Raw genomic sequence first — 14,322 nt, 5'->3', positions numbered from 1 at the left:
TATTGTAAAAACCTGCCAATCATGAGTTCAGAAAACAACACTATAGAAGCTGAAGTAAGATCCACAAAAACTAAATCAGAGCTTAACAAACTAAGATCTAAAGGATTTGTACCAGGAATATTATATGGTGATATTGATAAGAATATTAATTTAAGCGTTAAGAAGAGTACATTAGACCATTTCTTAAAAACAACAAATTTCAAAAGTAAAGTATTTAAAATTAATTTAGATGGAAAAGAATATGAAGTATTGCCGAGAGATATAGAATTCGAAAATATCTCTAATCAACCAATTCATGTCGATTTTCAAAAACTATCAGCAAACACTAAAGTTATCGTTTGGATTCTAGTGAAGTTTTTAAACGAAGAGACTTGCCCAGGATTAAAAATGGGAGGAGTTTTAAACATAGTGAGACGTAAAGTAGAACTAGATTGTCCTGCAGATAAAATTCCATCAGAGTTAATTGTAGATTTAGCAAAAAGAGAAATTGGCGAAAGTATTCATATATCAGCAATTAATTTACCTGAAGGAGTTGTTCCTACGATTAAAGATAGAGACTTTACTATAGCCACAGTGGCTGCACCAACAGTAGTTAAAGAACCAGAGCCAGCTGCAGAAGGAGCAGATGCTACAACTGATGGTGGTGAGGAAGCAAAAACTACAGAAGCTAAATCTGGAGATGCTGATAAATCTGGTGAAGAAAAAAAAGAGAGTGCTGACAAGAAATAATGCTCTTGTTGGCTGGCCTTGGTAATCCAGATCAAAAATATCAAAACAATAGACACAACGTTGGATTTGCTCTCCTAGACTTTCTAGTATCAGCAGAAAATTATAAAAAAAAATTTAAAGGTCTTCTTGCTGAAGAAAAAATAGTTAACCAGAAAACACTTTTATTAAAACCAATGACATATATGAATTTATCTGGAGAATCTTTGTTTGAGATTAAAAAATTCTATAAACTTGATAATGAAAATATTTTTGTAATTCATGATGATTTGGATCTCGAGATCGGTAAAATTAAAGTTAAGAATGGCGGTTCTAGTGGTGGTCATAATGGAATAGAGTCTATCTCGGAACATATCGGTAATGATTTTAACCGAATTAGAGTTGGGATTGGACATCCAGGCGAAAAAAATCTAGTCGAAAATTATGTTTTAAATGATTTCAAAAAAGAAGAGGTTAAACTTATTAAAAATTCTTTTGTATCTATAAAAAAAAACTTACAACTTGTACTTTTAAAAAAATTTGATGAATTTTCAAGTAAGGTAAATAATATTATATGAGTTTTAAATGCGGGATAGTTGGACTGCCAAATGTTGGTAAATCAACAACTTTCAATGCTTTGACAAAATCTAAAAATGCTGAAGCAGCAAATTTTCCTTTTTGTACTATAGAGCCAAATGTTGGGGTGGTTGCGGTTCCAGACTCAAGATTAGATAAAATATCTAAAATAGCAAAATCTGAAAAAGTAATTAATACATTAATTACCTTTGTTGATATTGCGGGACTAGTTGAGGGCGCATCTAAAGGAGAAGGTTTGGGAAATAAATTTTTATCACACATAAGAGAAGTGGATGCAATAGTACATTTATTAAGATGTTTTGACTCAGATGATATTCAAAATGTAAATAAGACTGTTGATCCTAATCGTGATCTTGAAATTATTGAAACTGAGCTAATGTTAGCAGATTTAGAATCATTGGAAAAAAGATTAGATAAAAAGAAAAAAAATAAATCTGAAAATGAAGAATTAGATAGCTTACTATCAAGCGCTATGGAGTTACTAAAAAAAGGTGATTCAATAAATCATCTAAGAGAAAAATACGATGAGAAAATTATCAATATGTCTAACTTATTAACGTTAAAACCAAAAATTATTGTCTGTAATACAGATGAGGGAAGTGTTGCAAAAGGAAATAAATATACTCAGAAAGTTTTAGAGAAAAACAAAAATAATGAGGTAGTACTAATATCCGCTGAAATAGAACAGCAAATTAACGATTTAAGTGATGCTGATGCAAAAGAATTTATGAAAGAAATTGGCTTAAATGAAACTGGCTTAGATAGATTAATTAAATCAAGTTACAAATCACTAGACTTGTGTACTTACTTTACAGCAGGACCTCTAGAAACAAAAGCTTGGACTGTAAAAAAAGATAGCAAAGCGCCAGATGCTGCTGCTGTAATACATACTGATTTTAAAAAAGGCTTTATTAAAGCTGAGGTTATTGCGTATGAAGAGTATATTAAGTTTAATGGTGAGTCAGGGTGTAGAGATAATGGGAAGTTAAGAATTGAAGGGAAAGATTATAAAGTTCAAGATGGTGATATTTTACACTTTCGTTTCAACACGTGACCAAATTTTTTTCATCGAAAAGAATACAAGAACACTAAAAATTAATAAATAAAGAATAGTTTTAAAGCCAATCCTTTTTCTCTTTTCTAAATGAGGCTCTGCCGCCCAAGTAAGGAAAGCAGTTACATCTTGTGACATTTGTGAAACTGTAGCTTTCGTTCCGTCAGAATATTCTACACTACCATCGCTCAACGGCGCAGACATTCTAATTTTATTGCCCGCCATATATTTATTGTAATAAACACCCTCCTCTATTTTCATATCTGAAGGTGGGTTTTCATAACCCATTAGAATTGAGTAAATATAATTAGCTCCACCAGATCTAGCTTTTACTAGCACTGACATATCTGGAGGATATGCACCACCATTAACAGCTCTTGCAGCTTTCTCATTTGGGTATGGACTGATAAATTTATCTTTTGGCAATCCAGCTCTCTCAAACATTTCTCCATCTTCATTTGGTCCATCTTTAACAGTAAACCCAGCTGCAATTGCCTTTACTTCTGCATCTGAGAATTCAGGTCCACCTGGTTCACCTAGATTTCTATAGCTTAGATATTTCATTGAATGACAAGATGCGCAAACTTCTTTATAAACTTGATAACCTCTTTGCAGTTGAGCCCTATCAAACTTTCCAAAAAAACCATTAAAAGACCAGTCTACTTTCATGGGCTTTTCTGCTTCACCTGCTGCAAATGAATTAAATGAAATTAAAATAGATAAAAATATTGAGAATAGTAATTTCATTTACTGAAGGTCTTTATCTATCTTTTTAGCAAAAGCAGGATTACCTGAACCTGTAAATATTGGGTCAGCAATACTTGTAGGTATTGGTTTTGTTTTTTCAGTGAAACCTAAAATCGGTAAAATAATTAAAAAATGAGCAAAATAATAAACTGTTGCAACTCTACCAATTGCTACGTACATGCCCTCTGCAGGCATTGCACCGATGTAACCTAGCACCAAAACATCTATCACTAATATCCAAAAAAACTGTTTATAAATTGGTCTAAAAACTGCCGATCTTACTTTAGATGTATCTAACCATGGGAGTGCTGCTAATATTAAAATTGCACTAAACATCAAAATTACACCACCTAACTTATCTGGTACTGATCTTAAAATTGCATAAAATGGTAATAGGTACCATTCTGGCACAATGTGCGCTGGTGTTACTAATGGATCTGCTTGTATGTAATTATCTGAATGACCTAAAATATTTGGTGCATAAAAAACAAAGCCTGCAAAAACTATCATAAAAATTACAAGTGCAAATAAATCCTTAATTACAATGTATGGATGAAATGGAACTGTATCTGAACCATCTTTTTTTAAATCAATTCCAACTGGGTTATTGTTACCCGGAACATGTAGTGCCCAAATATGAAGTATTACTAAACCTAAAATTAAAAATGGTATTAAATAATGTAAACTAAAAAATCTAGTTAGCGTTGGGTTGTCAACTGAGTAACCGCCCCAAAGCCATTGAGTAATACTTTCACCTACTAGCGGTATTGCACTAAATAAGTTTGTAATAACAGTAGCACCCCAGAAACTCATCTGACCCCATGGCAAAACATAACCCATGAATGCAGCCGCCATCATTAAAAGATAAATTAAAATACCTAAAATCCAAATTACTTCTCTTGGTGATTTGTATGAACCATAAAATAAAGCTCTAAAAATGTGAATGTAAACTGCTAAGAAAAACATTGATGCACCATTTGCATGGATATATCTAATTAACCAACCGTAATTCACATCTCTCATAATATGTTCTACGCTAGAAAAAGCTAAATCAGCATGCGCAGTGTAGTGCATAGCTAATACGATACCTGTTATAATTTGTGTAACTAAACAAAAAGTTAATATTCCACCAAATGTCCACCAATAATTTAAATTTTTAGGTGTTGGATACTGCATTAAGTGTCCATTAAATAATGTTAATAATGGAAGTCTTTCATCAAACCATCTTCCAAAAGCTGATGTGGGTTTATAATTCGTATCGCTCATAATTATTATTAACCTATCACTAATTTTGTATCTGAGACAAACTCATAGTTTGGGACTTCCATGTTTACTGGTGCTGGACCTTTTCTAATTCTTCCTGAGATATCATAATGAGAACCATGACAAGGGCAAAACCATCCACCATATTCTCCTTGTTGCTTTAAAGGAACGCATCCTAAATGAGTACAAACTCCAACCATCACTAACCATTCATCTTTTCCTTTTTTTACTCTCTCTTCATCCTTTTGAGGATCCTTAAGTTCTTTGAGACTTACCTGTCTAGCTTTCATCACCTCTTCGTCTGTTCTTCTTCTAATAAAAATAGGTTTACCTCTCCACATTACTGTAACTTCGTTACCTTTATCAATCTTGCTAATATCAACCTCAACTTTAGCCAATGCTTTAACTGAAGCATCTGGGTTCATTTGAGTGACTAATGGAAGAGCTACACATCCAGCTCCTACTGCTCCAACTGTCGTTGTAGCGATATGAATAAATTCTCTTCTTGTTGGTTTGTCTTTATTATTTTTTTCTTCTGACATTTTTAAATTTTTTGATGAAAGGAATATATTATTAATTTAAGATGTTTTTCTAATACAACAATGACGCAGATTGGATAAAATATGCTCAATATTGCTTTATATCAGCCAGATATTCCTCAAAATACTGCAGCTATAATTAGGACTTGTGCATGCCTAGGTCTGAAACTAGAAATTATTAAGCCAGCAGGTTTTGTTCTTAATGAAAAAAAACTAGACCGAATCTATATGGATTACTTGAAAGATTGTGAAATTTTTTACCATGAAAGTTTTGATACCTTTGTGAAGAGCAAAAAACAGAAAAGAGTAATATTATTTACGACTAAAACTAAAAATAACTACACTAAATTCACTTTTGAAAAAAATGATACCTTGCTTTTTGGAAGTGAAAGTAAAGGTGTAAGTGAAGAAGTTCATGAGACCATTAAAAATAAACTGAATATTCCAATTAAAAACAATACACGTTCGCTCAATTTAGCCACCAGTGTAGCAATTGCTTCATCCGAAGCCTTAAGGCAATTTGGGTAAATTTAATTAAGTTATGTCTTTTTTGAACTAAAACAAAATGTTAATATAAATCATGGATAAGCAACCAATAACAATATCAGGTTTACAAAAAATTAGAGTAGAACTTGATGATAGAAAAAATAATACGAGACCTAAAATTGTACAAGCGATTGCTGAGGCAAGGTCTCATGGAGACTTGAAAGAAAATGCTGAATATCATGCAGCAAAAGAAGAGCAAGGTTTGAACGAAAGAAGAATTAAAGAGCTTGAAACAACTATCGCGACAGCAAATGTCATTGATGTTACTAAATTAAAAAAAGACGATAAAGTAATTTTTGGTGCAACCATCACTGTTAAGGATTTAGAAACTGACAAAGAAAGTAAGTATAAAATAGTTGGCAAAGATGAAGCCGACGTAAAGAACGGTCTTTTATTTTATCAATCACCTATGGGAAGAGGATTTATTGGAAAAACTAAAGGAGAATTTGCTGAGATAAAAACTCCCTCTGGTGAAAAAAATTTTGAAATAACAAATGTTCAATATATTTAATTATTTAAATAATTGAATAGCGTCATCTATATCCTTATCTCTAATTTCATAATTATTTGCTACCCACCTTTGCTTTAAAAAATTAATTGCAATCCCTAAATTTGCATCTTCTTTAAAACCTTTTTTGATAAGTATATTTGCATCAAATTTAAATTCTGGAGGTTTTGTTTCCTTTATAACTTTAAGATTACTCTCGTATAAATCATAGTGATATTTTTCATTAACCAAATATTGAAAATGAATAAAATCAATAACTGATGCAACTCCATATTTTAACACAGCTTTTTTTAAATTTTCAATTTTTTCAATTGTATCTGTTGTTTTAAAAGTAAATTGCAATTGAAGATTATTTAAACGATTTTTAATTTCATTTGATAAATGAAAATCTTTTACAAATCTTTCAAAATTTCTTGTTTGGTCAATTAACAATAGCGATATTAAAACTACCCAATCAACTTCTTTTTTTAAAATTCTTTTTTTTCTTTTGAATTCTAGGCGTGTTAAATATTTTATTCCTTTATAAACTGATAAAAAAAGATCTTTAGAAAAATTATTTGAAAACAATTTATAACCAAGTCCACTTATTAAGATTTTACTCATTTCGCCAATTAATCTCTCTTTGGACAAATTCTCTATATTATCTTGATTTTGGCTAATATATTTTAAGACATATTCTTCATGATCATGTTTTGAAAATTGGATATGAAATCTAAAATATCTTAAAGCTCTTAAATAATCTTCTTTAATTCTTTTGGCTGGATCTCCAATAAATTTTATATATCCATTTTTTATATCATCAACACCTTTAAAAGGATCATAAATCCTGCCATCTAGATCACAATAAATAGAATTAATTGTAAAATCTCGTCTAAGCGCATCTTGTCTCCAATCTTTGGTGAACATTACACTTGCGTGCCTGCCATCTTCATTAAAATCTTTTCTTAAAGTATTAACTTCAAAAAATTTATTATTGATAAATACTTTTATAGAACCATATTTTTCAAATGTGTCAACGTAAGTAATATTAGATTTATTGAGTTTATTTTTTACTTGCTCAGGCTCTAATGAAGTTGCAAAATCAATATCAGAAAGTTCTTTACCAAAAAGCAAATCTCTTACACATCCGCCAACAAATAAACATACAACATCTTCTTCTTCTGAATTAATTATATGAAAGACCTTTTTCGCTTCCTCATATTCATTCAATTTTATAAGATTAGAAATCATTTTTGTTGGCTGGGGCACTAGGATTCGAACCTAGGAATGGCGGTACCAAAAACCGCTGCCTTACCGCTTGGCTATGCCCCAATTAATTTAACAATTAAATTGTTTTAGCTATCGTAGTCCAAAAAGCTTTTTTCTGCTTTTTAATCATTTTTTGAATATTTAAAAGTGATTTTTTAGTATCGCAAATAACAAAAAAAGCTGAACCGCTTCCAGTCATTGAATAATATAAGATGCTATCAAGTTTATCTAGTATTTTACTCAAATCTATAATTTTTTTTGAAATTCTAGATGCTGGAGCAAATAAATCATTTTTATAAAGTTTGCATAAATTTATTAATGAGAGTTTTTTTGCCAAATTAATTTTTTTATTAATACTAATTTTTGAAAATTTGTTTAACTTGTTAAAAACTTTTTTTGTTGAGATGGACTGATTTGGAAAAATTATAAGTAATTTTAAGTTTAACTTATGATGAAATTTTTCATATCTTTCCCCTGAAGATTTTATTAATTTTACTTTATTATCAATAAATAAAGGGCAGTCTTTTCCAATTTTTGCTAATAATTTAAGACTCTCTTTATATGAGATTTTTAGTTTATATTTTTTTTTTAAATATCTAAAAACAGTTACTGCATTTGAGGATGCTCCACCCAGTCCAGAGCCATTTGGTATATTTTTTTTTACTCGTACAATAAAGTTTTTATCTTTTAAAAATAAAAATTTTTTTTTCATTAAATAAATCAAATCAGAAATAGTGTTTTTTTCTGATTTAATTTTGAAAGGTCCTGTAAATAAAAATTTACTTTTTTTTGCTGATATTTCTTGAATTGATATTTCATCGAATAAGTTTATTTGAGAAATTAAACTATAGAGATTATGATAATTTTTAGATTTTCCGACAACTTTTAAAAATAAATTTACCTTGGCAAATGATTTAATTTTATTCACTAATTTTTAACCCATTTACAATTTTATCTTTTATTCTTTTTTCTCTCTCAGGATCAATATTTTCTAAATTTAATGCATTTTTCCAAACATAACGTGCTTGTAAAAATTTATTCTGTACCCACAAAACATCTCCATAGTGATCATAGACCTCGCTTTCTGATGGTGTTTTTTCATAAGCAATTTTTAATAATTTTTCAGCTTTATCAAAATCTTTTTGTAAAAAATAAGCCCAACCTAATGAGTCTATAATGTAACCTAATTCCCACTTGCTTAATTTAACTGCATCTTCTAACATTTCAGTTGCTTCATCAATATTCTTTTCTCTCTCGAGCCAACTATATGCCAAATAGTTAATTACGGAATATTGCTTAGGTGATAGAGAAATAGATTTTTTTAAATTTTTTTCAGACATATCCCACATATTCAATCTCTCATGACAAATTCCTTTAAAATAATAAAAAGTCCAATCAAGATCTAAATTAAGTTTTTCAATTTTTTCATAATAATTTAGCGCTAGTTGATAGTCTTTTTTAATTCTATAAAAATTTGCCAAATCAAAATATTTATCTTTTAAAAATAAATCATCAGCAACTATTGATTTTTCTAAAAATTTTATGTTTTCTTTTTCTTCGTGTATTGCAATTTGATAATCAATATACCACCTATACTCTGATCCAATATTTTTTAGTTTACTTATTAATAAGTAGTTAAAATTTTTAGATTTGCTATCAGATAAATGGTTTTCAAAAGAAGCAAGATGATTTGATAAAAATCTATCATTAAACTCTAATGATAATGATAGTAGTAAGTTTGAAAATTCATCATCTCTTTGCTTATATAGATTTGAAAATAAATAGAAAATTTCTGCAATATTATCATCAAATTTTTTTGGATCATAAAAAGATAAAATCTGATTATTATTTTTTTTAAAGTCTATGATTGATTGTTTTAAAAGTAAATTTCTATCATTTTTGGTTAATGCAGTTTCTAAAATATCTATAGCTTTTTTATGATTGCTAATTTTTTTTTCATTCCATGCTGAAAAAATTTGATACCGTATCAATCCATTAGAATTTAGAACTTTGCTATTATAATCATTATAAAGCTTTAGGTTCCCTAAGTAGTAAGAAGATAAAAATTTATTTATTAAACCTATGCTTAAATATCTAGATTTATATTCTTTAATTTCATTTAATCTGTTTTTTTTCTTATCTTGAATTTTTATCCAAAAAATTAGAGAATTTTGAAATTCTTTAAAAAGCGGGTCATTACTTTTGATTTTTTTTATTTCTGACAGCGCAACTTCGTATTTTTTTTGCTTCAAAAAATTAACTGATTTTATAAAATCAAATAAGAAAATATCGGAATATACTCTTTCAGTTTCAGATATTATTTTCGCAGCCTCACCTAGTTTGCCGTTAATTACTAAAGAACTTATATATTTAATGTCATATTCAATATGTCGTCCTGTCAGCTCATTTATTTTGTCTAAGTTTTTCGCTGCCAAGTTGTGTTTATTTTCATCGTATAAAATTGAACCATACAAATAATTTTTAATATAATCATCTGAGTGAATAATTGTTCTATTTTTAAAAATAAAAGCTGTTGCCTCAATAGTGGATAATGCAAATAAAATACTACAAATTATTAAAAATTTTTTTAAGTTCATGATTATGATGCAAAATAAAAATATCTTTGATTTCTATCAATCATCGGGTGTTTATGACAGAGTTATTTTTAATAAAAAAATCAGCAATAGTTGTCAAACTTTAAATGACTTAAAAAAAAAAATTAATAACTTAAAAGACTTCTATAATAAAAAACAAGATCAAATTGTCTTTTCTGATGGAAATTCAAAATCTAAAATAATGATTATTGGTGATGCGCCTGGAGTTTCTGATGAAATTAATGGAAAACCATTTTCTGGTGAATCTGGTGAGCTTTTAGATAAAATGCTAATGGCGATTAATCTTGATAGAAACAAAGTATATCTTACAAATATTATAAATTTTAGATTGCAAGATAATAAGAAATTAGGTCCTGTCGAAATTAAAAACTACAGGTCCATAATATTTGACCATATTAAAATAATAAATCCAAAAATTATTTTTATTTTAGGATCTGTGACATTTAATTTTTTTTTTGAAAATACTCAGTCACTTACTAAATCAAGGGGTCATTGGAATAAAATTAAAATAAGCAATAATGAATATGATTGCTTGCCGAGCTATCATCCAGCTTTTTTGCTTAGACAACCCTCGCAGAAAAAAGCATCGTGGGAAGATTTAAAAAATTTAAAACAAAAGATTATCGAACAAAATTTGTGCTAAGCATCTTAGAAGAAAAAAAAATATCTAATTTTATTGTTGGAGTTGATGAAGTTGGCAGAGGCCCGCTCGCGGGCCCTGTAGTATCTGCAGCTGTAATTTTACCTTTAGATTTCGATTATAAATGCCTTGATGATTCTAAAAAATTATCCAAAGTTAAAAGAGAGAAAGTTTTTGAAATATTAAAAACAAAAAGTAAATTTAAATTAGGTATAGCTGAAGTAGATGAAATTGATAAAATTAACATTCTTCAGGCTTCGCTAATTTCAATGAAACGAGCAGTTGACCAATTTGATTTGCCGAAAGACCATAAAATACTGGTGGATGGCCCTTGGTCATTCGATAAAACAAACCAAAACATAATTACAAAAATCAAGGGTGATGCTAAATACCCATCGATTGCTGCGGCTTCTATAATTGCAAAAGTGTACAGAGATCAAATAATGTCAAAACTCTCAAAGAATTTTGTTCAATATTCATGGGATACAAATTCAGGTTATGGTACTCAAAAACATTTAGAGGCTATTAAAGAACACGGTATTACAGATCACCATCGAAAATCATTTGCTCCAATACACAAAATATTGAGTCTATAAAAAACTTTAACACTATTTGATAATTGAAGGTCATTGACAAAAAGAAGTATATTTAGTCTATTCTACCTCCGGTTGAAATATGACTTTTGCAGAATTATATAATCAAGATTGTTTGGATAAGCTTAAAGAAATCGAATCTGAAAGTGTAGATTTAATTTTTGCTGATCCTCCATATAATCTTCAGTTAAAAAATAAACTTTTCAGACCTGATGCTTCTAAAGTATCTGCAGTAAATGACTACTGGGATAAATTTGATTCTTTTAAAACATATGATGATTTTACAAATAGTTGGTTGAAAGAATGCAAAAGAATTTTAAAAAAAAATGGATCTATTTGGGTCATAGGTAGTTATCATAATATTTTTAGAGTTGGAAAATTAATACAAGATAATAGCTATTGGATTTTAAACGATGTCATTTGGAACAAAAGAAATCCGATGCCTAATTTTAAAGGTACTAGACTCACAAATGCCCATGAAACATTAATATGGGCAGCAAAATCTGAAAAATCAAAGTATACTTTCAACTATCATTCAATGAAAACTTTTAATGAAGATAAACAACTAAGGTCTGATTGGGATATTCCAATATGTAATGGATCAGAGAGAATAACATCTAAAAATAAAAAGATTCATTCAACTCAAAAGCCAGAAGCTCTTCTCTATCGAGTATTACTTTGTGCAAGTAACAAAAATGACATTATTTTAGATCCTTTCATGGGAACTGGAACAACTGGAGCAGTAGCAAAAAAATTAGGAAGAAACTTTATAGGTATAGAAAAAGATAAAAAATATTTCAAGGCAGCTGAACAAAGAATTAAAAGAATTAAAGAGGTCGATGAAAATTTCAATATTCCTATGACGAATAAAAAGAAAGAAAAAAGAATTCCTTTTGGATACTTGGTAGAGACGGGTATCGTAGAACCTGGTTTAAACTTATTTGATTTAAAAAAGAGATACAAAGCAAAGGTAATGTCGGATGGTTCAATATATTGCAACAAAATTCAAGGGTCTATTCATAAAGTTGGCGCTGAAATTCAGGGAATGCCGTCTTGCAATGGATGGTCATACTGGCATTTCAATATTGAAGGTAAGCTTGAGCCGATTGATTATTTAAGAAAAAAAATTAGAAGTTCTTTATAGATTTCTTTCAATTTTATAATCAAATATAAAAGAGTTAAATTTTTTTGTCAAAAATTTATATTTGCAAATTATTCTAATAATAAAATTTCTTATTAATCTGTTAATCAATAAACTTTGATGAAAAATAAATAAATTATTTTCAGATTTTTCTTTAATTTTTTTTACCCTATCCACTCTTAATTTAGAAAACCGTCTAACTGATAAATTCTTGCTCGAAATAATTTTATACAAAGCAAATGAATCTTCTATAGCCTGTGCAGCTCCTTGTGCTCTAGATGGAATAAATCCATGAGCAGAGTCGCCAATAAAAAAAGTGTTATCATTTCCATAAAATATTTTATTTAATGAGTAAATTGGCCACGATTTTATATTTTCACAAATACAAACTTTTTTAAATCTTTCTGGTAGCAGATCCTGAAACATTTCATTAAAGTTTGTAGCTAAATTATTATAATTATCATCATCAGGATTTTTTTTTGTTTTTGAAACTAGAGTGAACGAATTATTTTTCATTTGATCTATTGGATAAACTACCAAATGAAAATTTTTACCCATTAAAAGATTGATATATTCCTCCTGTACAGAATTAGAAAAAAAACCTCTATACGCGCAGAAACCAGAGTATAATGGTCTTACATATGCAGGCCTTAATTTTGAAAATATACCGTCAGCAACAACAATAATATCAAATTCGAAATCAGATTTATCTTTCAAAATGACTCTATTATGAATGATTTCGGATACACTTTTATTAATTATATTTTTTTCTAAAGAATAGTTTTTAATTAAAAAGTCAATTAAATCTGATCTATTCATAGTTAAATATTGATTTGAATTTAAATAATTAAATTTCATTGAGGCAATTTTTTCTTTTTCGAAAATATCAAAAAAATTAATTCCTTTAACTGAATAAAATTTAGTTTGATCGAGTCGATCAAAATCCAAACTATTTAAAATGTGTAAGGCATTTGGTGAGATTTGAATTCCATTTATATTTTTATTATTGATTATATCTTTTTCAAAAATTGTAATTTGACAGTTGTCATTTTTCTTTAAAAATGATGCTAGTACTAACCCTGAAATTCCCGCTCCAACTATAGCTACTTTTTTCATTTTATAAATTTAATCTTTTTTAATATTTTTTTTAAAAAGCTGGAAATAAATTTACTTTTTAGCTCTGTAGCATTCATAAAATAATATGGACGATTAACTTTTATCATTTTCTTTGTTTCAAGACATAATATTTCTGCCTTAAAATTTGATATAGATATATTTAATATGCCAAGATTTTGATAATTTTTATTTTTCTTTAGAATTTTTTTATAATTACGACCCTCTTGTGATATCTCGGGAACCAAAGGCACATTCAAAAACTCCTTTAATGGACCAAGATTTTTTTCGTGTCTCAACAATATTTTTTTATTTTTACGAAAAATAATAGCTATAAATTTTTTTATTTTTTTTTCTGCTTTTACTTTCTTATCTAGATTAAATTTTTTATTTGATGAATATTTACAATTTTTATTTAAAAAGCAATCACTACATAGCGGTAATTTTGGTTTGCAAATTAGTGCACCAAGCTCCATTAAACCTTGCATTAAAAAACTGGATTTTTTTTCAACTTTTAATCTCTCAACATACTTTAAAATTTTTTTTTTACCGGAAATATTAAAAATTCTAGTAACAACTCTTTCTACATTCCCATCCATTCCAATTTCATTTTTGTCAAACGCAATTGATAATATTGCTTTTGCGGTATAGTCTCCGATACCAGGTAAAGCTATCAAATCTTCATATTGGCTTGGAAGTTTATAATTATATTTTTTTTTTATAATCTTTGATGTTTCTAATAAAAATTTTGCTCGTCTATAATAACCTAAACCTTGCCATAATTTATTTACTTTTGCCTGACTTGTTTTAGAAAGTTTTTCCAAAGAATTAATTTTCTTGTAGAAGTTGTTAAAAAAAGGCAATGCCGTTTTTACCTGAGTCTGCTGCAGCATGAATTCACTAAGTAAAACTTTATAATGCCTATCTTTTTGATTTTTATATTTTCTCCAAGGTAAATCTCTTTGATATTTTTGATACCAAGCTAAAATTTTTTTTGATATTGATGAGTGCAT

At 28.5% G+C, this 14,322-nt stretch carries 16 protein-coding genes and 1 tRNA gene; 8 read left to right on the top strand and 9 right to left on the bottom strand.

What is annotated here, in order from left to right; genetic code table 11:
* Nucleotides 1-21: 21 nt before the first annotated feature.
* From ACTTAT_RS04845 to ychF, 3 genes are read left to right on the top strand one after another with little or no spacing between them, the layout of a single operon-like run.
* Nucleotides 22-729 (top strand): 50S ribosomal protein L25/general stress protein Ctc, encoded by a 708-nt coding sequence (locus ACTTAT_RS04845; protein ID WP_440679953.1) that lies wholly within the window; start codon nucleotides 22-24, stop codon nucleotides 727-729.
* Entirely contained in the window at nucleotides 729-1,283 is a 555-nt protein-coding gene (gene pth / locus ACTTAT_RS04840) for an aminoacyl-tRNA hydrolase (protein ID WP_440679952.1), read from the top strand. The genes ACTTAT_RS04845 and pth overlap by 1 nt, the downstream gene beginning before the upstream one ends.
* Entirely contained in the window at nucleotides 1,280-2,356 is a 1,077-nt protein-coding gene (gene ychF / locus ACTTAT_RS04835) for a redox-regulated ATPase YchF (RefSeq protein ID WP_440679951.1), read from the top strand. The genes pth and ychF overlap by 4 nt, the downstream gene beginning before the upstream one ends.
* On the opposite strand, the gene ACTTAT_RS04830 is transcribed toward ychF, so the two are convergent.
* Genes ACTTAT_RS04830 through petA form a run of 3 tightly spaced genes read right to left on the bottom strand, consistent with a single transcriptional unit; the run spans nucleotide 2,333 to nucleotide 4,908 of the window.
* Nucleotides 2,333-3,103 (bottom strand): cytochrome c1, encoded by a 771-nt coding sequence (locus ACTTAT_RS04830; RefSeq protein WP_440679950.1) that lies wholly within the window; start codon nucleotides 3,101-3,103, stop codon nucleotides 2,333-2,335. The two genes, ychF and ACTTAT_RS04830, sit on opposite strands and share 24 nt — an antisense overlap.
* Nucleotides 3,104-4,369 carry a cytochrome b gene (locus ACTTAT_RS04825; protein ID WP_440679949.1) on the bottom strand — a complete coding sequence of 422 codons (1,266 nt, stop codon included), beginning with the start codon at nucleotides 4,367-4,369 and terminating at the stop codon, nucleotides 3,104-3,106.
* Between the two features lie 8 nt (nucleotides 4,370-4,377).
* Nucleotides 4,378-4,908, bottom strand: coding sequence for a ubiquinol-cytochrome c reductase iron-sulfur subunit (petA, locus tag ACTTAT_RS04820; RefSeq protein WP_440679948.1), 531 nt, complete (start codon nucleotides 4,906-4,908; stop codon nucleotides 4,378-4,380).
* A gap of 81 nt (nucleotides 4,909-4,989) precedes the next feature.
* Between petA and ACTTAT_RS04815 the strand changes: the two genes are divergently transcribed.
* Both ACTTAT_RS04815 and greA read left to right on the top strand, forming a co-directional pair.
* Nucleotides 4,990-5,433: a tRNA (cytidine(34)-2'-O)-methyltransferase gene (locus ACTTAT_RS04815; protein ID WP_440679947.1), complete on the top strand. Its 444-nt coding sequence runs from the start codon at nucleotides 4,990-4,992 to the stop codon at nucleotides 5,431-5,433.
* A gap of 52 nt (nucleotides 5,434-5,485) precedes the next feature.
* On the top strand, nucleotides 5,486-5,962 hold the full coding sequence (greA, locus tag ACTTAT_RS04810; RefSeq protein WP_440679946.1) for a transcription elongation factor GreA: 477 nt from the start codon (nucleotides 5,486-5,488) through the stop codon (nucleotides 5,960-5,962).
* On the opposite strand, the gene ACTTAT_RS04805 is transcribed toward greA, so the two are convergent.
* The 4 genes from ACTTAT_RS04805 to ACTTAT_RS04790 form a co-directional block, all read right to left on the bottom strand.
* A complete protein-coding gene (locus ACTTAT_RS04805; protein ID WP_440679945.1) occupies nucleotides 5,963-7,189 on the bottom strand; it encodes a CCA tRNA nucleotidyltransferase in 1,227 nt (408 codons plus the stop codon).
* Nucleotides 7,190-7,195: 6 nt separating this feature from the next.
* Nucleotides 7,196-7,270: transfer RNA gene (locus ACTTAT_RS04800), tRNA-Gln, on the bottom strand.
* Between the two features lie 13 nt (nucleotides 7,271-7,283).
* Nucleotides 7,284-8,135 carry a 4-(cytidine 5'-diphospho)-2-C-methyl-D-erythritol kinase gene (gene ispE / locus ACTTAT_RS04795; RefSeq protein WP_440679944.1) on the bottom strand — a complete coding sequence of 284 codons (852 nt, stop codon included), beginning with the start codon at nucleotides 8,133-8,135 and terminating at the stop codon, nucleotides 7,284-7,286.
* Nucleotides 8,128-9,804, bottom strand: a complete 1,677-nt coding sequence (locus tag ACTTAT_RS04790) for a tetratricopeptide repeat protein (RefSeq protein ID WP_440679943.1) — start codon at nucleotides 9,802-9,804, stop codon at nucleotides 8,128-8,130. Before ACTTAT_RS04790 ends, ispE begins: the two co-directional genes overlap by 8 nt.
* A 4-nt stretch (nucleotides 9,805-9,808) precedes the next feature.
* On the opposite strand from ACTTAT_RS04790, the gene ACTTAT_RS04785 reads away from it, so the two are divergent.
* From ACTTAT_RS04785 to ACTTAT_RS04775, 3 genes are all read left to right on the top strand, one after another.
* Complete coding sequence (locus ACTTAT_RS04785) at nucleotides 9,809-10,465, top strand: uracil-DNA glycosylase (protein WP_440679941.1); 657 nt, start codon at nucleotides 9,809-9,811, stop codon at nucleotides 10,463-10,465.
* Entirely contained in the window at nucleotides 10,459-11,058 is a 600-nt protein-coding gene (locus ACTTAT_RS04780; RefSeq protein ID WP_440679940.1) for a ribonuclease HII, read from the top strand. The genes ACTTAT_RS04785 and ACTTAT_RS04780 overlap by 7 nt, the downstream gene beginning before the upstream one ends.
* 79 nt (nucleotides 11,059-11,137) lie before the next feature.
* On the top strand, nucleotides 11,138-12,199 hold the full coding sequence (locus tag ACTTAT_RS04775) for a site-specific DNA-methyltransferase (RefSeq protein ID WP_440679939.1): 1,062 nt from the start codon (nucleotides 11,138-11,140) through the stop codon (nucleotides 12,197-12,199).
* On the opposite strand, the gene ACTTAT_RS04770 is transcribed toward ACTTAT_RS04775, so the two are convergent.
* Nucleotides 12,194-13,312: an FAD-dependent monooxygenase gene (locus tag ACTTAT_RS04770; RefSeq protein ID WP_440679937.1), complete on the bottom strand. Its 1,119-nt coding sequence runs from the start codon at nucleotides 13,310-13,312 to the stop codon at nucleotides 12,194-12,196. The two genes, ACTTAT_RS04775 and ACTTAT_RS04770, sit on opposite strands and share 6 nt — an antisense overlap.
* Nucleotides 13,309-14,322, bottom strand: coding sequence for a hypothetical protein (locus ACTTAT_RS04765; protein ID WP_440679936.1), 1,014 nt, complete (start codon nucleotides 14,320-14,322; stop codon nucleotides 13,309-13,311). The genes ACTTAT_RS04770 and ACTTAT_RS04765 overlap by 4 nt, the downstream gene beginning before the upstream one ends.

It is taken from the genome of Candidatus Pelagibacter sp. HIMB1517 (genome assembly GCF_052047895.1).
Lineage (GTDB): Bacteria > Pseudomonadota > Alphaproteobacteria > Pelagibacterales > Pelagibacteraceae > HIMB114.
The sequence above is the reverse complement of the archived record's forward strand: the minus strand, read 5'-3'. Positions and strand labels throughout refer to the sequence as shown.